We start from the raw sequence: 26,888 nt of genomic DNA, 5'->3' as shown, positions 1-26,888 counted from the left end.
GCCGGCCGGGGCGGGACGGCCGGAGCGGGACGGGTCAGCGGCGCAGGCGGCCGGCGAGCCGGCCGAGGCGCGCGCCCAGCTCGCGCAGCCCGCCGCCCTGCTCGACCCTGACCACCAGCGCCGTCGCCGCCAGCGCCACCAGCAGCGCGACGACCAGGTCGCCGAACGGGCCCACCCCGAGCCGCCCGCTCCCCAGGGCCGCGGCCGCGGTCCCGACCGGCGGCAGCCACGACTGCGTCCCGGTCACCACGAGCACGACCAGCGCACCGATCAGCGCGACACCCTCGTTGCGGACCACCGGCCGGGAGAACACCGACCCCACCGCGGCGCCGGTGATCCCGCAGGCCAGGTGGGCGAGCAGCCCGTCGAGCAGGCTCCCGGTCGTCGCCGTGCCCCAGGCCGCGACCACGCCCCACACCACGGCGAGCAGCCCGAGCAGCGCCACGCCCGCCGTCGCGGCGATCAGCACGCCGGCCGCGACCGGCCACGGGCCGCCCGCGGCGGACAGGGTGACGGTGCGGGCGTCGTCGTCCTCGGACTCGGCCAGCGCGTGCGCCAGCCAGGCCCCGACCGGGTAGAGCAGCAGCGCGCTGGCCGCCCACGGCGCGGGCAGCGGGCCGGGCGCGCCGCCGAACAGCACGGCGAGGGCGCCGGCGTAGAGCACCAGCGGCGCGACGAAGCGTTCGGTGCGGCCGACGTCCTCGCCCAGCAGCATCGCCACGGCGAACGCCGAGCGCACCCGCCGCCTCACCGGCCGCCCTCCCAGGGAGCCGGGCGGACCGGCCGCACCGAGCGGACCGCGCAGCCCGCGGCGAGCGCGGCCGCCAGCCAGGCGTCGCTCTCGGGGGCGGGGACCCGCACGGTGAACCGGCCCGGCGCCGCGCCCTCGACGCGGGCCGGTGGCAGCACCCGTTCCAGCAGCGGGCGGGGGTCTCCCGCACAGGCCATGTCCAGGCGCATCATCGCCCCGGGCGGCGGAGCGGTCGGCAACGGCACGGAGTCCGGGTCGGAGGCGGTCGCGATCCGGCCCTCGCGCAGCCGGTGCAGACGGGCGCAGGGCAGACCGGCCGCGGTACCGGTGTGGTCGGTCAGCAGGGTCGGGGCGGCGCGGGCGGTGAGCAGCCGGGTCAGGGCGTCCGCGGCGTCGTCGTCGAGACCGTTCCAGGGTTCGTCGAGCACGAGCACACCGGGCTCGCAGGCCAGCGCCTGCACCAGCCCGACCTTGCGGGCGTTGCCGGTGGACAGGTCGGCCATCGGCTCGTCGTCGTCGCCGTCGTACCCGAGCTCGGTCAGCAGCACCTCGGCGCGGTCGGCGGCGTCGTCGATGTCGACGCCGCGCACCCGGGCGATGTGGTCGAGCCAGCGTCGCGGGGTCAGCTTGCGGGCGGCCGGGAACCGGTCGGGCAGGTAGCCGACGACCTCGGGGACGTCCTCGACCTCGCCCGCGGTCGGGGCGAGCGCACCGGCGGCGATCCGCAGCAGCGTGGACTTGCCCGCGCCGTTGCCTCCCCGCACGACGGTCGGCACGGCCGGGTCGACGTCGAGGTCGGCACCGCGCAGGGCGACCGCTCCCGACGGGTGGGTGTGGTGGATCCCGACCAGGCGCACCCGACCACCTCCACCGCTCGTCGCCGCCCGTGCGTGACGATCAGGTTCGCACAGCGGCGCGGGCCCACGGCCCGGCGGTGGCACGGCGGTACGGCCCGTGGCGGGACCGGTACGCAGGGCTGTCGTGATCACCCGCCCGGCGCAGCCGGGCGTCGGCTCGGCGCGTTCAGCCGGTCCCGGTCGACACCCCGGCGTCGCGGTGGCGGCGCTGGCGGAGCTTCCGCACGACCAGCCACACGATCACCGCCGCGCCGAGCACGGCGACGACCTTGCTGATCGGCGACATGTAGACCTCGATGACCTCCCAGCGCTCGCCGAGCACGAACCCGAGGTAGACGAACAGCGCGTTCCACACGCCGCTGCCGAGCGCGGACAGCGCGGTGAACCGCAGCAGCGGCATCCGGGCGATCCCGGCCGGGATCGAGATGAGGCTGCGCACGATCGGGATGCAGCGCCCGCCGAGGACGAACCAGTTCCCCCAGCGCTCGAACAGCGCGAGCCCCTTCTCCAGGTCCTTCTGGCTGGAGACGACGAACCAGCGGCGGCCGCAGAGCCGGTGCACCCGCTCGTAGCCGAGCCAGTGCCCCAGTGCGTAGAGCACCAGTGCACCGGCGACGGCACCCATCGTGGCCGCCGCCCAGACGCCGACCGGGCTCATCGCGCCGGTCGAGGCGCGGAAGCCACCCAGCGGGAGGATCACCTCCGACGGGATCGGCGGGATCACGTTCTCCAGGAAGATCAGCAACCCGATGCCGGCGGCGCCGAGCCGGTCCACGATGTCGAACACCCACTGCGTCACGCACACCATGGTGCCTGATGGGCGCGTCCGTCCTGTTGGTCCGGTTCCTCCCCGGTCAGGGCAGGCGGAACTGGATCCGCTCGATCGACGAGCAGAGCGGGGCGAACAGCTCGCGGCGGATCCGGTTGTGCTCGTCGTCGGCGTCGTAGACGCGGTAGGACTCCTCGTCGGGCAGGTCGAGGGTGAGCACGAAGTGCGCGTTGCCCTCGCGCAGCCCCAGGTCCAGGCCGGCCTTCAGGTCGAGGTCGAGGCCCTCGATCCGCAGGTCGCGCAGCGCCTGCAGCCCCTTCTCGATATCGGCCGGGGCCACGTCGTCCTTCAGCCGGCCGACCACCACGTTGCGGATCATGTCCCGGGCTCCTTCCGTCGTCGTCCGGGGCTCTCCCCCGCCGACCGACCCTAGACTCGGCCGATGGCAGTGAACCCGACCGGCGCGGACATGAAGGCCTTCCTCGCCGAGGACCCCGACCAGCCGATCACGATGCTGAACCTGCTGCGCTTCGCCGAGGGCGGCGAGGCGCGCTACGACGACTACGTCACCCACTTCCGGGCCACCGCCGCCCGGTTCGGCGCCGAGGTCGTCTACTTCGGGCGCGGGCTGGCGCCGGTCGTCGCCGAGCCGGGCCAGGAGTGGGACGCGGTGCTCCTGGTGTCCTACCCGAGCCGCCGGGCGTTCTCCGAGATGGTCCGCGACCCCGGCTACCAGGAGGGGACCCACATCCGGACCGAGGCGCTGGTCGAGGCGACGCTGCAGCCCACCGTGCCCCGCTGAACGGAGCCGGAACGCACGGACCCCCGCCGGCCAGGGGCCGGCGGGGGTCCGTGTCGGGCGGGATCAGGCGGCCGCGGTGGCCGACTCCCCCTTCGCCGCGCGGTCACGCAGCGACTGCGGGACCTCGAAGCGCTCGCCGTACTTCGCCTTCAGCTCGTCGGCGCGGGCCACGAAGCCGGCCGGGCCACCGGGGTAGCCCTCGATGTACTGCAGCACACCGCCGGTCCAGGCCGGGAAGCCGATGCCGAAGATCGAGCCGATGTTCGCGTCGGCGACGGTGGTCAGCACGCCCTCGTCGACGCACTTCACGGTCTCGATCGACTCGATGATGAGCATCCGCTCGGACAGCTCGTGCAGGTCGACGTCGTGGTTCGTCGCGCCGAACTGCTCGCGCAGGCCGGGCCAGAGGCCGGTGCGCTTGCCGTCGGCGTAGTCGTAGAACCCGGCGCCGGTGCTCTTGCCCTTGCGGTCGAACTCGTCGACGAGCCGGTCGATCACCGGGTCGGACGGGTGCGGGGTCCAGGTGCCACCGGCGGCCTCGACGCCCTTCTTCGTCTCCTCGCGGATCTTGCGCGGCAGCGTGAGGGTCAGCTCGTCCATCAGCTGCAGCACCGGGGCCGGGTACCCGGCCTGCGACGACGCCTGCTCGATCGTCTGCGGGTCGATGCCCTCGGCGATCATCGCGACGCCCTCGTTGATGAAGGTGCCGATCACGCGGCTGGTGAAGAAGCCGCGGGAGTCGTTGACGACGATCGGGGTCTTCCTGATCCCCAGCGTCAGGTCGAACGCCTTGGCCAGGGCCTCGTCGTTCGTGCGCTCACCCTTGATGATCTCGACCAGCGGCATCTTGTCGACCGGCGAGAAGAAGTGCAGACCGATGAAGTCGTCCGGGCGGTCGACGCCCTTGGCCAGCTCGGTGATGGGCAGCGTCGAGGTGTTCGAGCACAGGAGCGCGTCGGAGTTGATGTACTTCGCGGCCTCGCGGAACACCTCCTGCTTCAGCTCGACGGACTCGAAGACGGCCTCGATGACGACGTCGCAGCCGGCGAGGTCGGCGTAGTCGTCGGTCGGCAGGATGCGACCGAGCAGCGCGTCGCCCTTCTCCTGCGTGGTCTTCCCGCGCTTGACGCCCTTCTCGACGAGACCCTGCGAGTAGGCCTTGCCCTTCTCGGCGGCCTCCTTCGAGACGTCCTTGAGGACGACGTCCCAGCCGGCGAGGGAGCAGACGTAGGCGATGCCCGCGCCCATCATCCCGGCGCCGAGCACGGCGACCTTGGTCGGCTGCCACTTCGCGGGGCCGTCCGGGCGGGACTTGCCGCCGTTGATGGCGTTGAGGTCGAAGAAGAACGCCTTGGTCATGTTCTTCGAGACCTGGCCGGTCACGAGCTCCGCGAAGTAGCGGCCCTCGATCTTCTGCGCGGTCTCGAAGTCGACCTGGCTGCCCTCGACGGCCGCGGCGAGGATGTTGCGCGGGGCCGGCATCGGCGCACCCTTGAGCTGCTTGCGCAGGTTCGCCGGGAACGCCGGGAGGATCGAGGCCAGCGACGGGCTCGACGGCGTACCGCCGGGGATCCGGTACTTCGGCTGGTCCCAGGGCTGGGTGGTGTGCTCGGGGTTGGCGAGCACCCAGGCGCGGGCCTTGTCGAAGGCCTCCTCGCGGGTGGCCGCGAGCTCGTCGATCAGACCGAGCTCGAGCGCCTTGGCCGGCTTGTGCCGCTGACCCTGCGCGAGGACGTTCATGAAGCCGTTCGCGATGCCCAGCATGCGGGTGACGCGGGTGACGCCGCCGCCGCCGGGCAGCAGGCCCAGGCTCACCTCGGGCAGGCCGTAGACGACGCCCTTCGCGTCGACGCCGACCCGGTGGTGGGTGGCGAGCGCGATCTCCAGGCCACCGCCGAGCGCGGTGCCGACGAGCGCGGAGGCGACCGGGCGGCCGAAGGTCTCCAGCTTGCGCAGCTGGGCCTTGACCTCGGTGACCAGCTCGAAGATCTTCCCGGCGTCGTCCGGGCCGGCGGACGAGAGCTGCTCCAGGTTCCCGCCGGCGAAGAAGGTCTTCTTCGCCGAGGTGATGACGACACCGACGATGTCGTCCTTGTTCTTCTCCAGGTCGTCGACGACCTCCCGCATGGCCTCGCGGTAGGCGTCGTTCATGGTGTTGGCGCTGCTGGCGGGGTCGTCGAGGGTGACGACGGCGATGCCGTCGCTGTCCTTCTCCCAGCGGACGGCCTTCTGCTCACTCACTGCTTGTTCAGTCCTTCCGGGATTCAGACGCGCTCGACGATGGTGGCGATGCCCATGCCGCCGCCCACACACAGCGTGGCCAGACCGCGGCGCAGGTCACGGCGCTCCAGCTCGTCGACGAGGGTGCCGATGATCATCGCGCCGGTGGCGCCGAGCGGGTGGCCCATCGCGATGGCGCCGCCGTTGACGTTGGTGATCTCGTGCGAGATGTCCATGTCGCGCATGAAGCGCAGGGCGACGGCCGCGAAGGCCTCGTTGATCTCGAACAGGTCGATGTCGCCGACCGACAGCCCGGCCTTGGCCAGCGCCTTGCGGGCGGCGGGCGCCGGACCGGTCAGCATGATCGTCGGGTCGGCGCCGGACAGCGCGGTGGCGACGATGCGGGCACGCGGGGTCAGGCCGTTGGCCTTGCCCGCGGCCTCGGTGCCGATGAGGGTGAGCGCGGCACCGTCGACGATGCCGGAGCTGTTGCCCGCGTGGTGGACGTGGTCGATCTTCTCGACCCAGTGGTACTTCTGCAGCGCCACGGCGTCGAACCCGCCGTCGCGGCCCATCATCTCGAAGGACGGCTTGAGCCCGCCGAGCGCCTCGACGGTCGCGCCGGCACGGATGTGCTCGTCGCGGTCGAGGACGGTCAGGCCGTTGCGGTCCTTGACCGGGATGACCGAGTTCGCGAAGCGGCCGTCGGCCCACGCCTTGGCGGCGCGGGTCTGCGACTCGACGGCGAAGGTGTCGACGTCGGTGCGGGACCAGCCCTCGAGCGTCGCGATGAGGTCGGCGCCGATGCCCTGGGGCACGAAGCCGGTGGTGTACGCGGTGTCGGGGTCCATCGCCCAGGCGCCGCCGTCGGAGCCCATCGGCACCCGGCTCATGCCCTCGACGCCACCGGCGAGGACGAGCTCCTCCATGCCGGAGCGGACCTTCTGCGCGGCGGTGTTCACGGCCTCCAGGCCGGAGGCGCAGAAGCGGTTGAGCTGCACACCGGCGACGGTGTCGGGCAGCCCGGACGCGATCGCAGCGGTCTTGGCGATGTCGCCGCCCTGGTCGCCGATCGGCGAGACGACGCCGAGCACGAGGTCGTCGATGGTGTTGGTGTCCAGGTCCGGGTGACGCTCGCGGACCGCGTCGATCAGCCCGGTCACCAGCGAGATCGGCTTGACCTCGTGCAGCGAACCGGAGGCCTTGCCCCGTCCGCGCGGTGTACGGATCGCGTCGTAGATGTAGGCCTCGGGAATCTCGCTCATCCGAACCTCTCGTGGGGTGGTCGGCACCGGGGCGGTACAGGCGGCACTGCCCCTACTTACTGGTAGCTTTTGTTACAGCAGCACTGTCACATGGGTCAAGACGGACCGGCGTCCATGTGACACGGATGATGTCACACCGGCACTGTCATATCGAGCGGACGACCCGTAACCTGCTCGCCATGTCCGCCGCCATCGACAGCTCCGCGGGGAGCCCGACCCCCGACGACGGGGATCTCCTCACCGTCGACCAGCTCGCCGAGCGGACCGGGATGTCGGTGCGCACCATCCGCTTCTACGCGAGCAAAGGACTCATCCCCGCGCCCCGGCTGCGCGGTCGCACGGGTCTCTACGACGCCGCGCACCGCGCCCGGCTGGAGCTGATCGGCGAGCTCACCGGGCTGGGCTTCACCCTCGCCGCGATCGAACGGCAGCTGGAACGGGTGCCGCTGGAGACCACGCCGGAGGAGCTGGCTCTGCAGCGCGCGCTGCTCACGCCCTGGCTGCCCGAGGTCGACGAGGAGCTGGACCGGGCCGGACTCGACCGGCGCGCCGGCCGCCGCCTGTCCGACGACGACGTCACCACCCTCGAACGGCTCGGTGCCCTGACCCGGCTGCCCGGCGACGGCCCGGCGACCGTCCGGCTGCACGGGGCGGTCGCGCTCGGCTCCGCGCTGGAGGCACTGGACTCCGGCCTGCCCCCCGAGCTGTGGAAGCGTTCGCACGACCTCATCGAGCGGCACACCGCCGCGCTCGCCGAGGACCTGATGACGCTGTTCCAGGACGAGGTCCTCCAGCCCTACCGGGACCGCGGCCGCCCCGCCGACGAGCGACGACGGCTCGCCGCCGCCTTCTCCCGGCTCAAGCCGATCACCGTGCAGGGCGTCGTCGCGGCGTTCGGGCGGGCGGTCAACCGGGCCATCCGGGAGCGCGTCGACTCCTCCGGGGGCTCCGACCGGCACGAGGGGTGAGCCCGGCCGGGTGAGTCGTAGCATCGGCCCATGGCGAGCTTCGAGTTCCCGGTCCGGGTGCGCTACCACGAGGTCGACGCCCAGGGCGTCGTCTTCAACGCCTGGTACCTGGCCTGGTTCGACGAGGCGATGACCGAGTTCCTCGAGTCCCGCGGCCTCACCTACCGGGCGATGCTCGACGCCGGCTACGACGTCCAGCTCGTCCACACCGAGCTCGACTGGCGGGCCGGGGTCGGATGGGGCGAGGACGTCGTCGTCGCGGTGTCGACGGCGCGGATCGGCCGGACCAGCTTCGCGCTCGACTTCCAGGTCCGCGCCCTCGACGACGCGGGCGAACGCATCGTCACCTGCGACTGCCGCACCGTCTACGTGGTCATCGCCGTCGACGGCAGCGGCAAGCAGGAGGTGCCGGCGCTGATCCTGAACGCGCTCGGCGACCCCGAGCCGCTGATGCCGCTGCGCCCCTGAGCACCCCGGCGCGGATCCGGCCGGGCGTCTCCCCCACCGGCTCCGGCGGTCAGGCGCCGCGGATCCGGCCGCGGACCTCGCCGAGGGCGACCCGGCCGCCGTCGCGGGCGGGCGCGGTCGCGGTCATCACGACCTCGTCGCCGTCCTCCAGCCAGGTGCGCGAGGCGCCACCGGCGAGCACGACCGGGTCGCGGCCGTTCCAGGACAGCTCCAGCATCGAGCCGAACCCGCTGCGCTCCGGGCCGGAGACGGTGCCCGAGCCGAGCAGGTCACCGGCGCGCAGCCCGGCGCCGTTGCACGTCAGGTGGGCCACCATCTGCTCCGGGGACCAGTACAGGTCCCTCGCGGGCGGGGACGCGAGCAGCTCGCCGTTGACGTGCACGGCGAGGTCGAGGTCCAGGCCGAGCGCGGGCTCGCCCGGGGTGAGGTAGGGCAGCGGCGCGGGGTCGTGCGCGGGCAGCGGGACCCGGGCCGCGGACAGCTCCTCGAGCGGGGTCACCCACGCCGAGATCGACGTCGCGAAGGACTTGCCCAGGTGCGGGCCGAGCGGGCGGGACTCGAAGAACTGGATGTCGCGGGCGGACCAGTCGTTGAGCAGCACGACGCCGAAGACGTGGTCGGCGGCGTCGTCGATCCCGACCGGCCCCGGGACCGGCCCGCCGAGGACGAAGCCGAGCTCGGCCTCGAAGTCGAGCTTGGCGCAGGGACCGAAGTCCTCGGGCCCGCGCTGCCCCGACGGGCGCGCGACCGGGGTGCCGGTGACCCGGACCGTGCCGGAGCGGCCGTGGTACCCGACCGGCATCCGCCGCCAGTTCGGGGTGAGCGGGTCCTCGGCGTCCGGACGGAAGATCAGCCCGGCGTTCCGTGCGTGCTGCTCGCAGGCGTAGAAGTCGACGTAGTCGGCGACGGCGAAGGGCAGCACCGGGACCAGTCCCTCGTCGGGCAGGCGGTGCGCGGCGGCCCGCTCGTGGTCCTCGCGCCAGCCGCGCAGCCACTGGACGACCTCGCGCCAGGCCGGGGCACCGGCGTCGAGCAGCGGGGTCAGGTCGGGCGCGGTCAGCAGGTCCGGGTACGGGCCGCGCTGCGCGGTGGCCAGCGATCCGACGTCGAGCAGGCCGCCGTCGGGCAGCGGGCAGGCGATGCGCGAGCTCCCGGGGCGCCCCTTCCCGGCGACGGCGCCGAGCGCGAGGGCGGGAACGGTCGTCGGCGGTGGCGCAGTCGTCACGGTCCCCGACCGTAGGCGATCCGGCGACGGCGTGGGTGTGGGAACTCGCCGCGGTTGTCACGCGTTCGACCGGTGTGCCCGGTCCGTCCGGATCGGACACGTACCGACACACCACCGGGAACGCACCCGGAACGCAGGAGGACACCCGCAGATGGGTCTGCTCGACAAGCTCAAGGAGCGCCTCACCGGAGGCGCGCAGGCACAGCCGCAGCAGGGCTTCGGGGGCGCGCCCCACCAGGGCTACGGCCGGGCGCAGCAGCAGGATCCCGACCAGCAGGCGATCGAGCGCTACCGCTACATGCTCCGCACCGCCCCGCCGGAGCAGGTGGAGCAGGCGCACGCGGAGGCCTTCGCGAAGCTCACCCCCGAGCAGCGGCAGGCGGTGCTGAACGACGTCGGCGCGCAGGTCCCCGAGGCCGAGCGGGCGCGGTCGACCGACCCGCAGGAGCTGGCGCGGATGGCGACCCGCGCCGAGATGCGCAACCCCGGCACGATGGAGCGCTCGCTCGGCGGCGGCCGTGGCCCGGGCATGGGCGGGATGATCGCCGGGTCGCTGCTCGCGGGTGTCGCGGGCGCGTTCATCGGCACGGCGATCGCCGGCGCGATGTTCGACGACGCCGGTGCCGGTGAGGACGTGGCCGCGGCCGAGGAGCCCCCGGCCGAGGACCCCGGCTTCGACGACGGCGGCATGGACATGGGTGGTGACTTCGACTTCTGAGGTCCCCCGGCGCGGACGCGCGGGCACCGAGCCCGCGCGTCCGCGCACGGGCGACGCACTAGCGTGGGCGCGTGTGGACGTCGGCACCCCTCCCGCGCTCACGGGCAGGCGGAGCGAGGTCCGGCGCCTCGAGGAGCTGATCGGCGCCACGCGGGCGGCGAGGGGCGGGGCGCTGGTCCTGCGTGGTGAGGCGGGGATCGGCAAGACGGCGCTGCTCGACCACGCCCGCCGGGCCGCCACCGGGCTGCGGGTGATCGACGCCGAGGGTGCGGAGTTCGAGTCGGAACTGCCCTTCGCCGCCCTGCACCAGCTGTGCGCACCGGTGATGGCGCATCTCGACGACCTGCCTGCCCGGCACCGTGAGGCCCTCCGGACCGCGTTCGGCCTGGCCCAGGGTGAGCCCGACCCGTTCCGCGTCGGGCTGGCGGCCCTGGAGCTGCTGGCGTCCGCGGCGCGGGACCGCCCGTTGCTGTGTGTGGTCGACGACGCGCAGTGGCTCGATGTGGCGTCGTCGCGGGCGTTGGCGTTCCTCGCCCGGCGCGTCGCCGCCGAGCCGGTCGCCCTGCTGTTCGCCGTCCGCCTGCCGGTGGCGGGAGGCGAGCTCGACGAGCTGCCGGGGTTCGTCGTCGACGGGTTGGGCGACGCGGACGCGCGTTCCGTGCTGGCCGCCGGGAGCTACGTGATGCTCGACGACCAGGTGCGCGACCGCCTGCTGGCCGAGGCACGCGGCAATCCGCTGGCCCTGCGCGAGCTCCCCAGGGCCGGCGGCTTCGCTCCACCGGACGCCTCGTCGGTGCCGAGCCGGATCGAGCGCAGCTTCCGGGCCAGGTCGGCCGGGCTGCCCGCCGACGCACAGCTGTTGCTGACCGTCGCCAGTGCCGACCCGACCGGCGATGCGGCTCTGCTGTGGGCCGCCGCGCAGCGGTTGGCCATCGACGTGCCGCCGGCCAGCACGGCCGCGGCCGCCACCGGTCTCGTCGAGTTCGGCACCCGCATCCGCTTCTGCCATCCGCTGGCCCGGTCCGCCGTGTACCGGGCCGCGGGCGCCGAGCAGCGCCGGGCTGCCCACCGGGCGCTGGCCGAGGTGGTCGAACCGGCCATGGACCCGGACCGGAGGGCGTGGCACCGGGCCCAGGCCTGCGCCGGTCCCGACGACGAGGTCGCCGCCGAGCTGGAGCGCTCGGCGTCCCGCGCGCGCTCCCGTGGGGGCGTCGCGGCCGCTGCGGCATTCCTCGAGCGTGCCGCGGCCCTGTCGCTGGACCCGGCCGAACGGGTCGAGCGCACGCTCGAGGCCGCCCGGGCCACGCTCGAGGCGGGTGCCACGGACACGGCCGCGGAGCTGCTCACCACCGTCGACGACGCGGTGCTGGACGACACCCGGCACGCCACCGCCGACCTGCTGCGCGGGCAGGTCGCCTTCGTCCGCCGCCACGACGGGGACGGCCCGTCGTTCGTCCTGCGCGCCGCGCGACGGCTCGCGGACCTCGATCCGGCCCGGGCCCGGGACTGCCTGGTGGACGCCCTCGAGATGGCGCTCGTCGTCGGCCGGGCCGGTGGCGTGCTGGACCGGGTCCTCGACGCGGCCGGGCCGGCGCATCCCACACGACCCCCGGACGTCCTGGACGCGCTGACGCTGCTGACCACCGACGGACACCGCGCCGCGGTCCCGCTGCTGCGGACCGTCCTCGACGGGGACGACGGCCCGCTCTGGACCCACCGCCCCGCGCTCGCCTCGGTACTGGCGGTGGAGCTATGGGACCCCGACCTGCACGGGGAGATCGTCGAGTGGCTGGTCAAGTCCGGTCGCCAGTCCGGGTCGCCGCTCGTGCTGCGCCTCGGGCTCGCGCTGACCACCTCCCACTCCGCGTTGACCGGTGACATCGGGCAGGCGATGGCCGCGATCGCGGAGGAGGCGGCGATCGCCGACGCGGTCGGGCTGCCGCCGGTGCTCTACCCGCGGCTGTACCTGGCGGCGATGCGGGGCCGCCGCGGGGAGGCCGACGAGGTGTTCCGGTCCGCCGCCGCGGAGGCCGAAGCGGACGGCGGGGAGCAGCTCGTCGTGACGGCGGACTGGGCCGCAGCGGTCCTGAACAACGGCTCGGCCGACTACCCGGCCGCACTCGCCGCGGCCCGGCGGGCCGTCGCACACGACGATCTCGGACCCGCCGCCTTCAGCCTGCCCGAGCTGGTGGAGGCGGCCGTGCGCTGCGGCGAGGACGACACCGCCGCCGCCGCGCTGGAGGCGTTGACCGAGCGCACCGAGGCCGCGTCCACCGGGACCGGGCTGGGCATCGCGGCGTACGCGCGTGGCCTGGTGACCGGCGTCGAGGGTCACTACCGGGAGGCGATCGAGCTCCTGGCGGACAGCCCGCTCCTGCCCTACCGCGGACGGGCCCACCTCCTCTACGGCGAACGGCTGCGGCGCGAGGGCCGCCGCCGGGACTCCCGCGAGCAGCTGCGCACCGCCCACGACCTGTTCTCCGGCACCGGGATCGAGGCGTTCGCCCGCCGGTCCGCCGACGAGCTGCGGGCCACCGGTGAACGGGCCCGCAAGCGGTCCGGGCACGGCTTCGACCAGCTCACCATGCAGGAGATGTCCATCGCCCGGCTGGTCGCCACCGGAGCGACGTCCAACGAGGTCGCGGGCCGGCTGTTCCTGAGCCGGCGCACCATCGATGCGCACCTGCGCAACATCTTCCGCAAGCTGGACATCACCTCCCGCCGTCAGCTCCGGGACCGGCCGGACATCCTCAGCTGATCGGGGACCGGGCGGCCGGTCCGGAGGAACCCTCCGCGGAGTGCGTAGGTAACTCTTGCCGACGCGATGCCCGTGCTGCGCGGGAGACGGTCTGTCCGTACCGGCTCCACGGCCCCCACGGAGGATCTGATGACCACGTCCAGCAGCCCACGCGCAGCGACCCGGTGGGCGGTCCCGCTCGTCGTCACGGCCGTGATCGGCCTGGCCGCCTGCGCACCGGCGGCACCGCCGGCACCGCCGGCTCCCCCCACGACCACGGCTGCCGCAGCCCCGGGGCAGACCAGCGGGCTGACCTGCGACGGCGCGGGTGTCGACCCGGCGGCGACGATCCGCTACGGCTCCGAGCGACTGATCAAGGCGCCACTCGACAGGATCTGGGACCTCCAGACCGACGTCGAGCGCTACCCGACGTGGCAGACGGCCGTGGCGACCATCGAACGGCTCGACGGGGACCGCCCGCTGCAGCCCGGCTCGCAGTTCCGGTGGACGACGCCGATCCCCGCCACCCCCGCCACACCGGCCACGACGCTGACCGTCACCTCCAGCCTGCAGCAGGTCGAGAAGGAGAGCTGCCTGCGGTGGACGGGGCCCGCCGTCGGCACCGGCCTGAACATCGACGAGGGCACCCACGTCTGGACCTTCACCCCGGCGGACGGGGGCGTCCTCGTGCGCACCGAGGAGACCTGGACCGGCGCACAGGTCGAGGCCGACGTCCCCCTGGCCACCTCGGCGCTCGGCGCGGGACTCGAGACGTGGCTGGACGAGCTGACGACGGCTGCCGAGGGTTCCGCTCCCCGGTGAACGCCCGGCCATCGACAGCTCGAGTACGTGCCGACACCACGAGAGCGAGACCGTTCATGTCGACCATCCGCACCTCCACCACGTCCACCCGGGCCGACCCGGCTCCCTGGGCGGACCGCATCGGCCGGGGCCTCATGGTTCTCGACGCGCTCGCCACCCTCGTCGCGTTCGCAGGGGGGATCGTCGTGGTCACGACGGCCGTCGCCTACGTGCTGTGCCGCGCGTGGCACGGCTGGCGCGACGTGCACGTACGCACGGCGCAGACGTCGGATCACCACCCGACTCACACAGGATGTGCACCATGAGTACGCCACCCGACGCCCCGCCGGTCGGCCCGTCCCGCGTCGCCCTGATCTCGGCGTGGGCGTTCCCGGTCTTCGTCGTCGGCGGTTTCGCACTGATCTCGGGCCTGCCCGTGATCGCGGCCGTGATCTCCGCGGTCCGCGGTCGCTGCGCACGTGCGCAGCGTGTCCTGACCGCCGTCATGGCACTGGCCTACCTCATCCCGCTGGCATCGTGGCGGTTCTCCTCGAGCGAGGCGCCCAGCCTGACCACGTACCTGAGCCCGACCGCCACGGCGGTGGTCGTCGCGACCGGGGTCCTCGTGGCCGTCGCGCTCACGGTCCTCCGCTTCCGGTCGCGGGGCGCCGCCGGCCGGGCAGCGGCGTGACCGTCCACGTGCATCCAGCCGGACCGGAGCGCCGACCGGTGGCTGCGACCGGCGATCGCAGCCACCGGTTCCCCCACATGCCGAAACACCTGTTGCAGGGCCGGAGCCGACCTGGCACCGTCCGGGCACCCATGCCAGAGTCGCCATCCGAGCATCCGTCCCGCGCGGACGGCATCGAGGACGAGTGGAGTACGAGTTATGGCACAGCAGGTACGCGGGGTCGTGGCCCGCGCCAAGGGTGAGCCGGTCACCGTCGAGACGATCAACGTGCCCGATCCCGGTCCCGGTGAGGCCGTGGTCAAGATCCAGGCCTGCGGGGTCTGCCACACCGACCTGCACTACAAGCTCGGCGGCATCAACGACGAGTTCCCCTTCCTGCTCGGCCACGAAGCCGCCGGCATCGTCGAGTCCGTCGGCGAGGGCGTCACCGACGTCGAACCCGGCGACTACGTCGTCCTGAACTGGCGCGCCGTCTGCGGCAACTGCCGGGCCTGCAAGAAGGGCAAGCCCCAGTACTGCTTCGACACCCACAACGCCGCCCAGAAGATGACCCTCGACGACGGCACCGAGCTGTCCCCCGCGCTCGGGATCGGCGCGTTCATCGAGAAGACCCTCGTCCACTCCGGACAGTGCACGAAGGTCAACCCCGACGCCCCCGCCAAGGTCGCCGGCCTGCTCGGCTGCGGCGTCATGGCCGGACTCGGCGCCGCGATCAACACCGGCGGCGTCGGACGCGGCGACTCCATCGCCGTCATCGGCTGCGGCGGCGTCGGCGACGCCGCCATCGCCGGCGCCAAGCTCGCCGGCGCCACCACCATCATCGCCGTCGACACCGACCCCCGGAAACTCGACTGGGCCCGCGAGTTCGGCGCCACCCACACCGTCAACGCCAAGGACACCGACCCCGTCGAGTACATCCAGAGCGTGACCGACGGCAACGGCGCCGACGTCGTCATCGACGCCGTCGGACGCCCCGAGACCTACAAGCAGGCCTTCTACGCCCGCGACCTCGCCGGCACCGTCGTCCTCGTCGGCGTCCCCACCCCGGACCTGCAGGCACCCGAGATCCCGCTCATCGACTACTTCGGCCGCGGCGGCGCCCTCAAGTCCTCCTGGTACGGCGACTGCCTGCCCAGCCGCGACTTCCCGATGTACATCGACCTGTTCCTGCAGGGACGCTTCCCGCTCGACAAGTTCGTCACCGAGGAGATCGGGATCGACGGCGTCGAGCAGGCCTTCGAGAAGATGCACGCCGGTGAGGTCCTCCGCTCGGTGGTGATCCTCTGATGGCCCCGGTCGACCACGTCGTCACCTCCGGCACCTTCAACCTCGACGGCGGATCCTTCGACGTCGACAACAACGTCTGGATCGTCGGCGACGACCGCGAGGTGTTCGTCATCGACGCCGCCCACGACGCCGACGCCATCGCCACCGCCGTCGGCGACCGCCGCGTCAAGGCCGTCGTGTGCACCCACGCCCACGACGACCACGTCAACCAGGCCCCCGCCCTCGCCGACCGGTTCAGCGCGCCGATCCTGCTCAACCCCGCCGAGCAGGTGCTGTGGGACATGACCTGGCCCGACCGCAAGCCCGACCAGGAACTCGCCGACGGCCAGGTCCTCTCCGCCGGCGGGATCGACCTGACCGTGCTGCAGACCCCCGGCCACTCACCGGGCTCGTCCTGCCTCTACGCACCCGAACTCGGCATCGTGTTCACCGGCGACACCCTGTTCCAGGGCGGACCCGGCGCCACCGGACGGTCCTACTCCAGCTTCGACACGATCATCGAGTCGATCCGCACCACCCTGCTGCCCCTGCCCGCCGACACCCGCGTCCGCACCGGACACGGCGACTCCACCAACATCGGCGACGAGGCACCCCACCTGGAGGAATGGATCCGCAACGGATCCTGACCCCGCCCCTGGACGCACGACGCGGCCCGGCCCCTCACCCCGAGGGACCGGGCCGCAGCCGTTCCCCGACCGGATCGCACCCCAGCGGCCGGGCCGCCCTGCGCACCGACCGACGCCGAGAAGCACCTCAGGGTCGTCCCCGGGCGCCACGGACAGCCCTGAGCTGCATCTCGACGCGGATTCCGTCGCCGAGATGCACCTCAGCGGGCCGGGGAGATCCACAACTCCCGCTCAGCTGCATCTCGGCGACGTGCGCCCGCGCCGACGGCCCGGACCCTGGGCAGGGGGCCTCCCGAGCCGGACCGGCCCCAGCGGCCGGGTAGCTCCGCGCACCGGGCCCTCGTCGAGATGCGCTGCACGGTCGTCGCCTCCGGTCCGGCGCAGCCCTGAGCCGCATCTCGGCGGGCCCGGGCGCGGCGCAGCGCGACGGGGATGTCTGACACGGTGGGGCGTGCCCCGCTCGCTGTCGTCGCTCCCGTTCCGCCTGCTCCTCGCCGCGACCGCGCTGGCGTTCGGCGGGTACGCCCTGCTCCTGCCGGTCGTGCCGCTGTGGGTGTCCCGGGGCGGCTCCGGCGAGTTCGGCGCGGGGCTGAGCACCGGTGTGCTGATGGCGGCCACCGTGGCCACCCAGCTGCTGGTGCCCGCGATGCTGCGCCGGGTCGGGCACCGTCCGGTGCTGGTCGTGGGGTCGCTGCTGCTCGGCCTCCCGACGCCGTTGCTCGCGCTGACCGCCGACCTCGGTCCGGTGCTGGCGATCTCCACCGTCCGCGGGATCGGGTTCGGGCTGGCCACGGTCGCCGGGAGCGCGCTCGTCGCGGAGCTGGTCGAGCCCTCCGCGCACGGTCGCGCGTCGGCGCGCTACGGCTACGCCGTCGGCCTGCCCCAGCTGCTGTTCCTGCCGGCGGGAGTCGCGGTCGTCGACGCGCTGGAGTTCACCGGGGTGTTCCTGCTGGCCGGGATCACCCCGGTCGCCGGGGCGCTGGTCGTGGCGTTCGTGCGGGGTCCCCGGCGCGCTCCGGCACCCCGCCGCGACGACGCCGTCCCGCACACCCGGGAGCACCCCCGGGAGCACCGCCGCCGGCTCCCCGCCGCGCCGGTGCTGGCGATGCTGGGCTGCTCCACCGCGCAGGGCGGCGTGATCACCTTCGCCCCGCTCGTCGCACCCGGGGCGACGGTCGCGGTGCCCGCCGCGCTGTTCGCCACCGCGCTCGGCGCGCTGCTCGGCCGCGGTGTCGCGGGCACCCTCACCGACCGCAGCGGACGCCCCGGGGCGCTGCTGCCGGTCGGGACGGCGTGCGCCACGGTCGGGTTGCTCGGGGTGCTCGCCGCGCCGTACGCGTCGGTCCTGCTGGTGGTGGGGGCGGCCGTCGTCGGCGCCGGGTTCGGGCTGGTGCAGAACGACGCGATGGTCGCCCTGTTCGCCGCCGCCGGGCCGCTGCACTACGGCGCGGCCAGCGCCGCCTGGAACATCGCCTACGACGCCGGGACGGGCCTGGGCGCGACCGGGCTCGGCGCGATCGCCGAGCCCTTCGGGTTCGCCGCCGCCTTCGGCACGACGGCCGCGGTGCTGCTCCTGCTCACCCCGACCGTCCGGCGTCGCCGTGCCTGACCACCGCCACGGCAACACCGGAGCGGCGGTCAGGCAGGAGCGTCGCGTGGCGGGGCGGACCCCGGGGGTACGGGGGCGCCCCTCCTCGGCGCCAGCGGGTCAGGTCTTCGGAATCGCCCGCTGCAGCTGGGGGACGACCGCGTCGAGCACGGACGGAAGACTGAGCACGGTCTGCCAGGCGAAGGCCAGCTCGGTGGCCCCCTCCAGGAACACGGTGCGCCCGTCGCGCATCGCGGGCAGCCGCGACAGCAGCGGATCCCCGACGACCGTCGCCTTGCCGCCGGGGGTGAACGACAGCTGATCCCACACGATGAGGTCGTGGTCGAGTTCGCTCGCCTGCTCGAAGCTGAACTCGGTGTAGAAATTGCCCGCGGCCAGCTCGTCGATCCGGGGCGGCACCGTGAACCCCAGCTGGGTGAAGAACCGCGAGCGGGGGTCCTGCGAAGAGAACACGCTGATCTTGTCCGCGCTGCGGCTCGCGACGACGACCGAGCGCCCCTTCCACTGCGGGTCGGCATCGCGGGCGGCGACGAACCTGGCCTCCAGGTCGGTGACCAGCTTCTCGGCCTCGGCCTCCTTGCCCAGCGCCCGTCCGGTCTCGCGGGTGTATTCCTGCCACGGTGCGCCGTAGTCGTCGAACCCCCGGGGCGGTCCGACGGTCGGCGCGACGGCGCTCACCACCGGATAGTTCTGGGCGTCGAGGTCGGAGTAGAGGCCGATCACCAGGTCGGGGCGCTGCGCTGCGATCTTCTCCGGCTCGATGGAGGACATGTTCAGCACCGCCGGTGCCGCGCCCACCGCCTGCGCGGCCGCCTGGGCCCACGGCTGCACGACGACCTTCTCGTCGCCGTACCAGTAGCGGGCCGCCACCGGCGCCACGCCGAGCGCGAGGATCGCGTCGTGGTCGGTGTAGCCCACGGACACCACCCGCTGCGGGGCCTGCGGGATCGTCGCCGCACCGAGCTTGCCGTCGATCGTCACCGGGAACCCGGCGCTCCCCGTCGCGGCACCGGTGCCGGTCTCCGACCTGCCGCCCCCGCCACACCCGGCCAGTACGGCGCCGCCGGCCGCAGCCAGCGTCGTGAGAAGCATCTGCCGTCGGGTGAGTCCCATGTCCGTTTTCCCTTCGCTCGTCCGGCGGAAGGATAGGACACCTTCTGAGGGTTGCCTCCCCTGCATTCAGGTGGGGCTCAACACTCCTCGGCGGCGCGGACGCACGGTGGCGCAGGCCAGGTCGAGCCCGTGGACCCGTGCCGCGGTGCCGCCGAGCAGGGCGGCGCGGACGTCGTCGTCGAGCTCGGGGAACCGTCCGCGCAGCTCGTCGGGGTAGCGGAAGGTCATGAGGTCGCGGATCAGGCGCGCCGGGCGCACCAGCGGGTAGCCGCTGCCGAACATCAGCCGGTCCGGACCATAGGCGGCCAGCAGCTCGCCGAGCGCCTCGGCGGCGGGCACCCGGTGCCGACGCAGGGCGATCAGCAGGTCGGTGAGCAGCACGTAGACGTTGGGCAGGCGGGCCAGCCGGACCAGCGACGCGGTCGGGGCGCAGGCGGCGCCGACCACGAACCGGATCTTGGGCAGGGCCGTGGCCAGCGCGGCGACCTCGGTGACGTCGACGGCACCGGCCGGCAGCGGCCCGGCGCTGCGCACCCGGACCGGGAGCGCGGACCCGGCGCGGACCGGCTCGGCCCACTCCGGCCACCGGGGCCGCGGTACGGCGTCGCCCTCGGCGACGACGCCCGCGTGCGCCCACTCCGGTGCCGCGCGCGACGGTCGCGCGGTCGGCGCGATCCCGATGTGGACCACCCCGGCGCCGGCCTGCTCGGCCCGGATCAGGGTGCGGCGCAGCCACGGCGCCCGCAGCGACAGCGCGGTCTCCGGTCGGCGGGCGGGCAGCACGGTCAGCGCGCGCAGACCGTCGCGCCCGACCCGGGCCCCGATGCCGCGGGCGCGGGCCCGGTCGGCGGGGTCGAGCTCCCCCGCCAGCGCGAGCCGCCCGGGGTGCTCGGCGGCGAGCTCGGCGTGCCAGGCCGGTGCGGCGAACCCGAGCACGAACAGGTCCTCGAACCCGGCCGGGACGAGCACCGCGCGGTCCACCGCGGAGAGCACGTGCGCGGCCAGCGCCTGGGGCGTGACCAGCTCGAACGCGTCCGCGGACAGCGGGCGCGGCGACGGGTCGACCATCCGGTGACGGTGCAGCAGGTCGGCGACGAACTGCTCCCCAGCCGGGCCCGCCTGGTTGTGCGGCCGGCCGTCCCAGCCGTGCACCTGGGCGTCGACGACCGCCGGGAGACCACCACGCCCCTGGGGCGCTTCGCAGCACCGGTCCACGCCGACCACCTCTCCACTGTCGCGGAGCGGCCCGGCACGCGCAGCGCGTGCCGGGCCGCTCCCCCTGTTCCTGTGACCGGACGGGCCGGTACCTACCCGACCGACGGGCCGAGCCCCATCGACTGGGGCGTGCTCGAGTCCGGGCTGGGCTGCGGGATGCCCTCGTCGAGCTGGCCGAACTCGGTCATGAGCGCCTTGTTCCAGGGCGTGACCTCCTCGGCCACCAGCGAGTTGGTGGTGAGGATCAGCCCGGCGACGGAGGCGCCGTTCTGCAGGGCGGAGCGCACGACCCGCAGCGGGTCGATGATGCCCATCTCGACCATGTCCCCGAAGCGGCCCTCCAGGGCGTCGAAGCCCTCGTCGACGCCCATGGTCGTGACCTGCTTGACCACCTCGTCGCCGTCGTAGCCGGCGTTGGAGGCGATGAGGTGCACGGGCTCGGTGAGCGCGTGCCGGACGATCTCGACGCCGATCCGGTAGTCCCCGGTCACGTCCAGCTCGTCGAGGGCGGGCTCGGCGTGCAGCAGCGCCGCGCCGCCACCGGCGACGATGCCCTCGGCCACCGCGGCCCGGGTCGCCTGCAGCGAGTCGTCCACGCGGTGCCGGATCTCGCGGGCCTCGGCGTTGGTCGGTGCCCCGACCGAGATGATCGCGGCCTTCCCGGACAGCCGGGCGATGCGGTCGGAGAAGAAGTCCTCGTCGGTGCCGATGGTCGCGCGGGCCAGCTCGGCGCGCAGCTGCGACAGCCGGTACTCCAGCTTCTGCTTGTCCCCGCGGCCGCCGATGATCGTGGTGCCCTCGCTGGTGACCTGCACCTGCACCGCGCGCCCCAGGTGCTCGACGTCGATCTGCTCGAGCGAGAACGAGGAGCTCTTGGAGTGCACCTGCCCGCCGCAGAGCGCGGCCATGTCCTCCAGCAGGTGGATGCGCTTCTCGCCGAAGCCGGGCGCCTTGATCGCGACGGCCTGGAAATGCCCGTTGACGTGGTTGTGGACCAGCATCTGCAGGGCGGTGCCCTCGACGGTCTCCGCGACGATGACGAGCGGGCGCCGGTCGTTGCGCATGATCCGGTCCAGCACCGGCATGATCTGCTGGACGTCCTTGATCTTGTGCGCGGTGAACAGGATGTAGGGGTCGTCGACGATCGCCTCGAGCGTGCCGGGGTTGGTCACCATGTACGGCGAGACGTACCCGTTGTCGAACTCGAAGTCCTCGACGAAGTCCACCGAGACCCCCGGCAGCGGGGTGTCGTCGACGGTGACCACGCCGTCGTCGCCGACGGTGTGCAGCGCCTTCGCGACGACCCGGCCGATCGTGTAGTCGTCGTTGGCCGAGATGGAGGCGACGCGGGCGTAGTCCTCCTCGGTGCTGACCGGGTGCGACACCGTCTGCAGGCGGTCGACGAGCGCGTTGACCGCGATGTCGATGCCCCGCTTGACCAGCACCGGGTTGCCACCGCGCTCGATGGCGCTCATGCCCTGCTTGACGATGGCCTGGGCGATGACGGTCGCGGTCGTGGTGCCGTCGCCGACCGTGTCGTTGGTCTTGACCGCCGCTTCCTTGACCAGCTGGGCGCCCATGTTCTCGAAGGGGTCGCGCAGGTGGATCTCGCGGGCGATCGTGACGCCGTCGTTCGTGACCTCGGGCGAGCCCGTGATCTTCTCCAGGATGACGTTACGGCCCTTGGGGCCGAGCGTGCTCTTGACGGCTTCGGCCAGCTGGTCGACGCCGGCCTGCAGCAGATGACGGCCCTCGGCGCCGAAGCGGAGTTCCTTGGCCATGGTGGGTCCTCCCGGAGAAAGAGTCGGTCCAGGTGCGCGGGTGTGGATCAACGTGCGCAGCCGTGGCGCCGCGGAGGCGCGCTGCGCGGGTGGAGCGCACCGCCCGGGCCGTCGCCGGGCGTGGTGGGCCGGGGACGGGTCGTCGTCCCGGGCGGTGCGATCCGGGTGAGGAGCGGGTCCTTACACCGGCTTCAGGTCGAAGTCGATGTACTCGGCGGCGTCCTCGGGATTGGCGAACATGATGGTCTTGTCATCGAGGTGGACCATCCGCCCGTAGTGGGTGGACATGTTCTCCTCGAACTGGGCGGCGTCGAACCAGCCCTCCTCCTGGCCGGCCTCCTCGTCCATCGCGACGTAGTCCAGCTCGAACTTGCCCGTGCCGTCGACGCGGATCATCGAGGGCAGGTGCTGCACGGTCACGTTGTCCTGACGGTCCAGGACGGTCGCGATGACCGCGCCGATCTGGTTGTTCATCAGCGTGAAGCCGCACATGTTCGACGCGGTGCTGTCCTGCTTGAACGGGCTGGTGCTGGTCACTGCTTCAGCTCCTCGGGGACGTCGAGGCCGAGATCGCTGCAGATCCCGGCGAACCGGTTCTTGGCGCGGTCGAGGGAGTCCTCGAACGTGGGGGGCTTCGAGTCCGACTGGGACCACATCGGCTGCATGGTCCGGGCGGCCTCCAGTGCCTGCGGGACGTAGGTCCGCAGCCAGCCGCCCATCAGCGAGCGGTTGTGCTCGGCAAACTCGCGGTCCTGGGTGAGCGGCGCGAAGCAGGCGATCGACCAGCGCAGGTCGCGCTGGGCGTAGTCGTACTCGCCGGCACCCATGACCGTCGGGGTCACGTAGTCGCCGTTGGAGGCGGCGGACTGCATGACCAGGTTCGAGCGGAACAGCTCACCGACCAGCGGCTCGAAGACGCAGTTGGCCGCGAAGATGGCCTCGCCCCAGTCGTCCTGGACCGCGGTGAGGGCCTCGGTGAACTTGCGGGCGCCCTGCCACTCCGGCGCGTTGTCCCACGCGTCGAGGTGGGCGGCGCCGTCGAACCCGTCGATCTCCTCGGAGAGCGTCAGGTTGTAGAGCGCCAGGTCCTGGGCGAAGCGGATCTTGCGGGTGGAGTTCGCCGCGAGCGCCGTGTTGTGCATGTTGGTAGGCGCGGACCGCTCGTTGGACGCGAAGACGTAGAGGCCGAGGATGTGCTCGATGTGCATCCAGGCGCCGACGTTGCGCTCGACGAAGCGCACCCAGTTCGAGTTCCAGAGCTCGAACGCCTTCGCGTTGCGGGCGTTCTCGATGTTCTGGGTGAGCTGCCGTACGACGTTCGCGTTGTAGCGGAAGAGGCTCTGCTCCCACTCCTCGTTCGGGTCGCGGAACTCGTGCCAGCCGTGGGCCGGCCAGTTCTTCACGTGCATGCCGCCGCTGCCGATGCCGCGCTGCGGCTCCGGCTCGTCGACACCCCAGGCCTTGAGCTTGGTCCAGTGCAGCGGGTAGCCGCCCTCGCCGTTCGCGAAGCCGTAGATCCAGCCCTGCGAGAGGTAGTGCCGCGGGTCCGGCTGGACCTCGACGGTCGTGTCCTCGTACAGCGTCTGCTTGCGCTTGGCGGGCGCGTAGTAGTTGTAGCGGCGCGCGTTCGAGCTCGAGTCGGGGAACTCCCGCGCCCCGGCCTCCGCGTCGGTGAAGACGGGCTTGGGAACGCTGCGCTGCGAACCGGACGACGTGTCCTGCGTGGTGGGGGACTGAGTCATTGCTGTCCGTCCTCGCCTTCTTGCTCACCGGTCGTGGTGAACTTGTCGTAGAAGATGTTGGTCTCACTCACACCCAGCTGGGTCAGCGTCGCGATCGCCGCGTCGACCATCGGCGGGGGACCGCAGACGTAGGCATCCGCTCCCTTCAGATCGGATTCGTTCCGCCTGACCACCTCCGTGATCAGGCCGGTCTCGCCGGCCCAGTCCCCGCCGTCGCCGCCGTCGACGTCGGACAGGGCGGGGACGTACCGGAAGCCGTTGAGCTGGGGCGCCAGTTCGGCGATCTCCTTCTCGAAGCAGAGATCGGCCGCGGTGCGCGCGCCGTAGTAGAAGGTGGCCCGTCGTTCGACGCCGCCCTCGGCCATCGCCCGCAGCAGGCCCAGTACCGGCGCCATGCCGGCGCCACCGCCGACGAAGACGATCGGCGAGCTGCGGTTCTGGCGGAGGGTGAAGGTGCCGAAGGGCGCCTCGACGTCGAGCCGGTCACCGGGAGCGGCCTTCTCGTCGAGCCAGGTCCCGAACAGCCCACCCGGGTAGACCTTGATCACGAACTCGTACAGGCCGTCCCGGTTGGGGGTGTTGGCCATGGAGAACGAACGGCTCTCCTCGGTCCCGGGGCAGACGAGGTCCATGTACTGCCCGGGGAAGAACTTGATCTCCGACGGCTCGACCAGCTTGACGGTCAGGTGCCGCATGTCGTGGGTGACGGCCTCGACCGACACGACCTCGACCACGCCCTTGGTGAGGGGCAGGCCGGAGCGGATGATCTCCTCGTCGTAGTTGGTCAGCTCGATGACCAGGTCCTCATAGGCGTGCGCCCGGCACAGGAGGGTGTGGCCCTCCTCCTTCTCGTAGTCCGGGAGCGCGAAGGTCGAGTAGCTGTCGTACTCGATGTCCTCGCCCTCGAGCACGAAGGACTTGCAGGCCGAGCACTGGCCCTCCTTGCAGCCGTGCATGAGCTGGACGCCCTGCTCGGCCGCGGCGCGGAGGATGTTCTGGTCCTCGTCGACCTCGATCTCGATGCCGACGGGCTCGAACCGCACGACGTGTTTGTCGCCCACGAGCGCAGACCACCTCTCTTGGCGTGACTAGTGGCGTGAGAAAAAAGACCAATCGGACAGATGTGGGCAGGCGTCGCCCCGGGCCCCGCCCGGCGGACGGGAGTCCCGGGGTGACCCGGCCGGGGAAGACGACCCCCCGGCCGGGCCGCGGGAAGAGGGACCCGTCATGGCGTGACGGGAACCCCCTCCCCTCGCCTGACCCGCGCTCAGGCGTCGGTGGGCGCGGGCCGGCCTCCCGGCCCCTGGCGGTTGTAGTCCGCCACGAACGCCTCGCGCTCGGCGTCGCTCATCTCGTTGAGGATGACGTTGGGGCTGGCCAGGTGCGGCATGCGCCGCATGTGGTCCAGCGTCCACATCTTCTTCGGGTCGAGATCGAGGTGCGGCTGAGCGGTCAGCGTCTTGCCGTCGTCACGGACGAAGCCCATGTCCTGGATGACGTCGGCCCAGTTCCAGCCGTGGTAGAGCGTCTCCCACTCGCGGTGACCCACGAGCTTGCCCATGTTCGGGGTCTCGCGACCCTGGTACACGGGCCGGAAGGCCTCGGCGTCGGTCCAGCGGCAGACCTCGTGGCAGTACGTGCGCCACTGGCCGTCCACCTTGTCGACGACCATGTCCTCGCGCACCAGACACGGGACCATGCAGGTCCAGCAGCGGTGCGGGTACACGTAGTCGACGTCCTCGGCCACGATGGCGTGGTGACCGTTCGGCTTGGCGAGGCGGTTGTAGTTCTCCCACCACTTGCCGTACCGGTCGTACCAGCCCGGGTACTTGTACTCGAACCACTCGAAGTCGGTGTCGGTCATGCCGTCGATGCGCCAGTAGTTGGCGCACCAGCCGGTGGCGAAGAACTGCGCGACCTCGTGGACGTAGCCCTTGTTCCAGATCTGGTTCCAGGACTCCTCGACCAGGTCGTGCGGGATCACCAGGCCGTACTTCTCGAGCGGCAGCAGGTAGCTGCGGTAGTAGTCGTCGTAGATCCAGCGGCGCCACATCTCCGCGTAGGACTCGCGGTCCTTGCGGCGGTCCTTCGTGCCGTACTCGATGAAGGTACCGATGGCGGCGTCGACGACGCGGTGGTTGTTCCACCACGCGTAGCGCAGGTCGCGCTCGAGCAGCTGGCGGTTGTCCTCGTCCGACAGCGCCATCAGGAGCGTGGCGTAGCCGTTGGAGATGTGCCGCGACTCGTCGGACTGCACCGAGTGGAACACCGTCGGCAGCAGGTAGTCGCCGTTGGCGGCCGCCTCTGCCGGCATCGCCACGAACAGGGTGTTCGTGAACGCGGTCTCCGCGACGATGGTCAGGTAGATCGACGCGGCGGTGATGGCGTCACCGGTGATGAACCCCTCCGCGAACTGGCGGCCGATGGTGCCGCAGTAGTCCGACTGGAAGTTCCGCAGCGAGTTGTTGAAGCCCGCCGGGTCGATGTAGTTGTTCATGTACAGGCGCTTGAGGTTCTGCTGGATCGTGCTGTGCCGAACCTCGTCGATCATCTGGATCGCCTGGCCGTTGTGCAGCTCCGGGTTCGGAACCACGTGGAACAGCATCGGCATCGAGCGCGCCGCCGAGATCTCCGGCAACGGGATGATCGACAGGAAGAGCTTCTGCCACTCCAGCCAGCGCTCCTGCACCTGCCGGAACATGTTGCCGCGGATGGCACCGTCCTGGGCGCCGTAGACGCGGTGGTCCTTCTCCTCCTCCATCGGGAAGTACGAGCGCAGGACCTGCTTGAGCGGGTCCTTCTTCGCCGCCTTCTTGAAGGTGTAGTCGGTTCCGTACTTCATGTACGGCTCGTGGTACTGCGGCTCCCAGGAAAGCTCCTGGATCTTCTGGTGAGCCTTCGCCAAACTCTGCCGACTCACGTCGTCTCCTCACGGTGGTGGGTTGTGGTCGGATCAGCGGGCGAGCGCGGGTAGCCCGATGTCGTGGTCGTGCACGGAGGGCGGGCGGCCCGGCGACGTGGCTGGTTGCCGCGTCTGGCGATGCCGTCTTTCTTCCGTGCTGCGAATCACACATGGTCCGACAGGCATTCGAGGTCTCAATATGAGACTCTTCCGCTCCGCCACCTGTGGTGATCTTGCTCTCACGGCGCGTACCGTCGCCGTGACCACGGGATCCGGGCAGGTCACCGCTGCCGCACGCGGGTCCTCGGTGGTCGTGTCCCGAGCTCGACACAGGCGAGGAG

General features: G+C 72.3%; 25 protein-coding genes. 11 read left to right on the top strand and 14 right to left on the bottom strand.

The genetic code is table 11. The annotated features are described in order from the left end of the window. Positions 1-34: 34 nt before the first annotated feature. The 4 genes from KPL57_RS35850 to KPL57_RS35835 all read right to left on the bottom strand — a co-directional run bounded on the left by KPL57_RS35850 (position 35) and on the right by KPL57_RS35835 (position 2,756). The gene (locus KPL57_RS35850; protein WP_226354986.1) at positions 35-751 is read right to left on the bottom strand and encodes a hypothetical protein; all 717 of its coding nucleotides are present in this window, start codon (positions 749-751) and stop codon (positions 35-37) included. Beyond that, positions 748-1,608 (bottom strand): ATP-binding cassette domain-containing protein, encoded by an 861-nt coding sequence (locus KPL57_RS35845; RefSeq protein WP_226354985.1) that lies wholly within the window; start codon positions 1,606-1,608, stop codon positions 748-750. The genes KPL57_RS35850 and KPL57_RS35845 overlap by 4 nt, the downstream gene beginning before the upstream one ends. Positions 1,609-1,774: 166 nt before the next feature. Beyond that, entirely contained in the window at positions 1,775-2,407 is a 633-nt protein-coding gene (locus tag KPL57_RS35840) for a DedA family protein (protein ID WP_226354984.1), read from the bottom strand. Positions 2,408-2,462: 55 nt separating this feature from the next. Next, a complete protein-coding gene (locus KPL57_RS35835; protein WP_226354983.1) occupies positions 2,463-2,756 on the bottom strand; it encodes a Dabb family protein in 294 nt (97 codons plus the stop codon). A gap of 63 nt (positions 2,757-2,819) precedes the next feature. Between KPL57_RS35835 and KPL57_RS35830 the strand changes: the two genes are divergently transcribed. Beyond that, positions 2,820-3,179 (top strand): DUF1330 domain-containing protein, encoded by a 360-nt coding sequence (locus KPL57_RS35830; RefSeq protein WP_226354982.1) that lies wholly within the window; start codon positions 2,820-2,822, stop codon positions 3,177-3,179. A 63-nt stretch (positions 3,180-3,242) separates the two neighbouring features. Here the strand turns inward: KPL57_RS35830 and KPL57_RS35825 are convergent, their stop codons facing one another. Together KPL57_RS35825 and KPL57_RS35820 are read right to left on the bottom strand one after the other, a co-directional pair. After that, positions 3,243-5,420 carry a 3-hydroxyacyl-CoA dehydrogenase NAD-binding domain-containing protein gene (locus tag KPL57_RS35825; protein WP_226354981.1) on the bottom strand — a complete coding sequence of 726 codons (2,178 nt, stop codon included), beginning with the start codon at positions 5,418-5,420 and terminating at the stop codon, positions 3,243-3,245. A 23-nt stretch (positions 5,421-5,443) separates the two neighbouring features. After that, a complete protein-coding gene (locus KPL57_RS35820; RefSeq protein ID WP_226354980.1) occupies positions 5,444-6,664 on the bottom strand; it encodes an acetyl-CoA C-acetyltransferase in 1,221 nt (406 codons plus the stop codon). Between the two features lie 179 nt (positions 6,665-6,843). Here KPL57_RS35820 and KPL57_RS35815 point away from each other — a divergent pair, with 179 nt between their 5' ends. Together KPL57_RS35815 and KPL57_RS35810 are read left to right on the top strand one after the other, a co-directional pair. Further along, on the top strand, positions 6,844-7,632 hold the full coding sequence (locus tag KPL57_RS35815) for a MerR family transcriptional regulator (protein WP_226354979.1): 789 nt from the start codon (positions 6,844-6,846) through the stop codon (positions 7,630-7,632). A gap of 30 nt (positions 7,633-7,662) precedes the next feature. Then, positions 7,663-8,100, top strand: a complete 438-nt coding sequence (locus tag KPL57_RS35810) for a thioesterase family protein (protein WP_073577845.1) — start codon at positions 7,663-7,665, stop codon at positions 8,098-8,100. Between the two features lie 49 nt (positions 8,101-8,149). On the opposite strand, the gene KPL57_RS35805 is transcribed toward KPL57_RS35810, so the two are convergent. After that, positions 8,150-9,325, bottom strand: coding sequence for a fumarylacetoacetate hydrolase family protein (locus tag KPL57_RS35805; RefSeq protein WP_226354978.1), 1,176 nt, complete (start codon positions 9,323-9,325; stop codon positions 8,150-8,152). 151 nt (positions 9,326-9,476) lie between these two features. Between KPL57_RS35805 and KPL57_RS35800 the strand changes: the two genes are divergently transcribed. The 8 genes from KPL57_RS35800 (at position 9,477) to KPL57_RS35765 (ending at position 17,794) form a co-directional block, all read left to right on the top strand. Then, on the top strand, positions 9,477-10,043 hold the full coding sequence (locus KPL57_RS35800) for a hypothetical protein (RefSeq protein WP_226354977.1): 567 nt from the start codon (positions 9,477-9,479) through the stop codon (positions 10,041-10,043). Positions 10,044-10,116: 73 nt separating this feature from the next. Next, positions 10,117-12,801 carry an AAA family ATPase gene (locus KPL57_RS35795; protein ID WP_226354976.1) on the top strand — a complete coding sequence of 895 codons (2,685 nt, stop codon included), beginning with the start codon at positions 10,117-10,119 and terminating at the stop codon, positions 12,799-12,801. A gap of 129 nt (positions 12,802-12,930) precedes the next feature. After that, the gene (locus KPL57_RS35790; protein ID WP_226354975.1) at positions 12,931-13,602 is read left to right on the top strand and encodes an SRPBCC family protein; all 672 of its coding nucleotides are present in this window, start codon (positions 12,931-12,933) and stop codon (positions 13,600-13,602) included. Between the two features lie 56 nt (positions 13,603-13,658). Continuing rightward, on the top strand, positions 13,659-13,907 hold the full coding sequence (locus KPL57_RS35785) for a hypothetical protein (protein WP_226354974.1): 249 nt from the start codon (positions 13,659-13,661) through the stop codon (positions 13,905-13,907). Further along, a complete protein-coding gene (locus KPL57_RS35780) occupies positions 13,904-14,272 on the top strand; it encodes a hypothetical protein (RefSeq protein WP_226354973.1) in 369 nt (122 codons plus the stop codon). The genes KPL57_RS35785 and KPL57_RS35780 overlap by 4 nt, the downstream gene beginning before the upstream one ends. A 198-nt stretch (positions 14,273-14,470) precedes the next feature. Then, complete coding sequence (locus KPL57_RS35775) at positions 14,471-15,559, top strand: S-(hydroxymethyl)mycothiol dehydrogenase (protein WP_226354972.1); 1,089 nt, start codon at positions 14,471-14,473, stop codon at positions 15,557-15,559. Further along, the gene (locus tag KPL57_RS35770; protein ID WP_226354971.1) at positions 15,559-16,185 is read left to right on the top strand and encodes an MBL fold metallo-hydrolase; all 627 of its coding nucleotides are present in this window, start codon (positions 15,559-15,561) and stop codon (positions 16,183-16,185) included. Before KPL57_RS35775 ends, KPL57_RS35770 begins: the two co-directional genes overlap by 1 nt. A 451-nt stretch (positions 16,186-16,636) precedes the next feature. Continuing rightward, on the top strand, positions 16,637-17,794 hold the full coding sequence (locus tag KPL57_RS35765) for an MFS transporter (protein ID WP_226354970.1): 1,158 nt from the start codon (positions 16,637-16,639) through the stop codon (positions 17,792-17,794). Positions 17,795-17,893: 99 nt separating this feature from the next. Here the strand turns inward: KPL57_RS35765 and KPL57_RS35760 are convergent, their stop codons facing one another. The 7 genes from KPL57_RS35760 to KPL57_RS35730 all read right to left on the bottom strand — a co-directional run bounded on the left by KPL57_RS35760 (position 17,894) and on the right by KPL57_RS35730 (position 26,550). Then, the gene (locus tag KPL57_RS35760) at positions 17,894-18,907 is read right to left on the bottom strand and encodes an ABC transporter substrate-binding protein (RefSeq protein WP_226354969.1); all 1,014 of its coding nucleotides are present in this window, start codon (positions 18,905-18,907) and stop codon (positions 17,894-17,896) included. Positions 18,908-18,973: 66 nt separating this feature from the next. Next, positions 18,974-20,122 carry an amidohydrolase family protein gene (locus KPL57_RS35755; protein WP_226354968.1) on the bottom strand — a complete coding sequence of 383 codons (1,149 nt, stop codon included), beginning with the start codon at positions 20,120-20,122 and terminating at the stop codon, positions 18,974-18,976. Positions 20,123-20,214: 92 nt separating this feature from the next. After that, on the bottom strand, positions 20,215-21,903 hold the full coding sequence (gene groL, locus KPL57_RS35750) for a chaperonin GroEL (RefSeq protein WP_226354967.1): 1,689 nt from the start codon (positions 21,901-21,903) through the stop codon (positions 20,215-20,217). Positions 21,904-22,083: 180 nt separating this feature from the next. Next, positions 22,084-22,440 carry a propane 2-monooxygenase effector subunit MimD gene (mimD, locus tag KPL57_RS35745; RefSeq protein ID WP_350589363.1) on the bottom strand — a complete coding sequence of 119 codons (357 nt, stop codon included), beginning with the start codon at positions 22,438-22,440 and terminating at the stop codon, positions 22,084-22,086. Continuing rightward, a complete protein-coding gene (locus KPL57_RS35740) occupies positions 22,437-23,645 on the bottom strand; it encodes a toluene hydroxylase (protein ID WP_226354966.1) in 1,209 nt (402 codons plus the stop codon). Before KPL57_RS35740 ends, mimD begins: the two co-directional genes overlap by 4 nt. After that, on the bottom strand, positions 23,642-24,706 hold the full coding sequence (locus tag KPL57_RS35735) for a 2Fe-2S iron-sulfur cluster binding domain-containing protein (RefSeq protein WP_208824608.1): 1,065 nt from the start codon (positions 24,704-24,706) through the stop codon (positions 23,642-23,644). Before KPL57_RS35735 ends, KPL57_RS35740 begins: the two co-directional genes overlap by 4 nt. 206 nt (positions 24,707-24,912) lie before the next feature. Beyond that, positions 24,913-26,550 (bottom strand): methane monooxygenase, encoded by a 1,638-nt coding sequence (locus tag KPL57_RS35730; RefSeq protein WP_043276429.1) that lies wholly within the window; start codon positions 26,548-26,550, stop codon positions 24,913-24,915. Positions 26,551-26,888 lie beyond the last annotated feature (338 nt).

It is taken from the genome of Pseudonocardia sp. ICBG601, assembly GCF_020496245.1.
This window is presented reverse-complemented; position numbering and strand designations above follow the sequence as displayed.

What these genes read in the sequence shown, in the direction of transcription:
- KPL57_RS35835 (WP_226354983.1), bottom strand. Translation starts at nt 2,756, where the DNA reads ATGATCCGCAACGTGGTGGTCGGCCGGCTGAAGGACGACGTGGCCCCG.
- KPL57_RS35830 (WP_226354982.1), top strand. Translation starts at nt 2,820, where the DNA reads ATGGCAGTGAACCCGACCGGCGCGGACATGAAGGCCTTCCTCGCCGAG.
- KPL57_RS35820 (WP_226354980.1), bottom strand. Translation starts at nt 6,664, where the DNA reads ATGAGCGAGATTCCCGAGGCCTACATCTACGACGCGATCCGTACACCG.
- KPL57_RS35815 (WP_226354979.1), top strand. Translation starts at nt 6,844, where the DNA reads ATGTCCGCCGCCATCGACAGCTCCGCGGGGAGCCCGACCCCCGACGAC.
- KPL57_RS35810 (WP_073577845.1), top strand. Translation starts at nt 7,663, where the DNA reads ATGGCGAGCTTCGAGTTCCCGGTCCGGGTGCGCTACCACGAGGTCGAC.
- KPL57_RS35800 (WP_226354977.1), top strand. Translation starts at nt 9,477, where the DNA reads ATGGGTCTGCTCGACAAGCTCAAGGAGCGCCTCACCGGAGGCGCGCAG.
- KPL57_RS35790 (WP_226354975.1), top strand. Translation starts at nt 12,931, where the DNA reads ATGACCACGTCCAGCAGCCCACGCGCAGCGACCCGGTGGGCGGTCCCG.
- KPL57_RS35785 (WP_226354974.1), top strand. Translation starts at nt 13,659, where the DNA reads ATGTCGACCATCCGCACCTCCACCACGTCCACCCGGGCCGACCCGGCT.
- KPL57_RS35780 (WP_226354973.1), top strand. Translation starts at nt 13,904, where the DNA reads ATGAGTACGCCACCCGACGCCCCGCCGGTCGGCCCGTCCCGCGTCGCC.
- KPL57_RS35775 (WP_226354972.1), top strand. Translation starts at nt 14,471, where the DNA reads ATGGCACAGCAGGTACGCGGGGTCGTGGCCCGCGCCAAGGGTGAGCCG.
- KPL57_RS35770 (WP_226354971.1), top strand. Translation starts at nt 15,559, where the DNA reads ATGGCCCCGGTCGACCACGTCGTCACCTCCGGCACCTTCAACCTCGAC.
- KPL57_RS35760 (WP_226354969.1), bottom strand. Translation starts at nt 18,907, where the DNA reads ATGGGACTCACCCGACGGCAGATGCTTCTCACGACGCTGGCTGCGGCC.
- groL (WP_226354967.1), bottom strand. Translation starts at nt 21,903, where the DNA reads ATGGCCAAGGAACTCCGCTTCGGCGCCGAGGGCCGTCATCTGCTGCAG.
- KPL57_RS35740 (WP_226354966.1), bottom strand. Translation starts at nt 23,645, where the DNA reads ATGACTCAGTCCCCCACCACGCAGGACACGTCGTCCGGTTCGCAGCGC.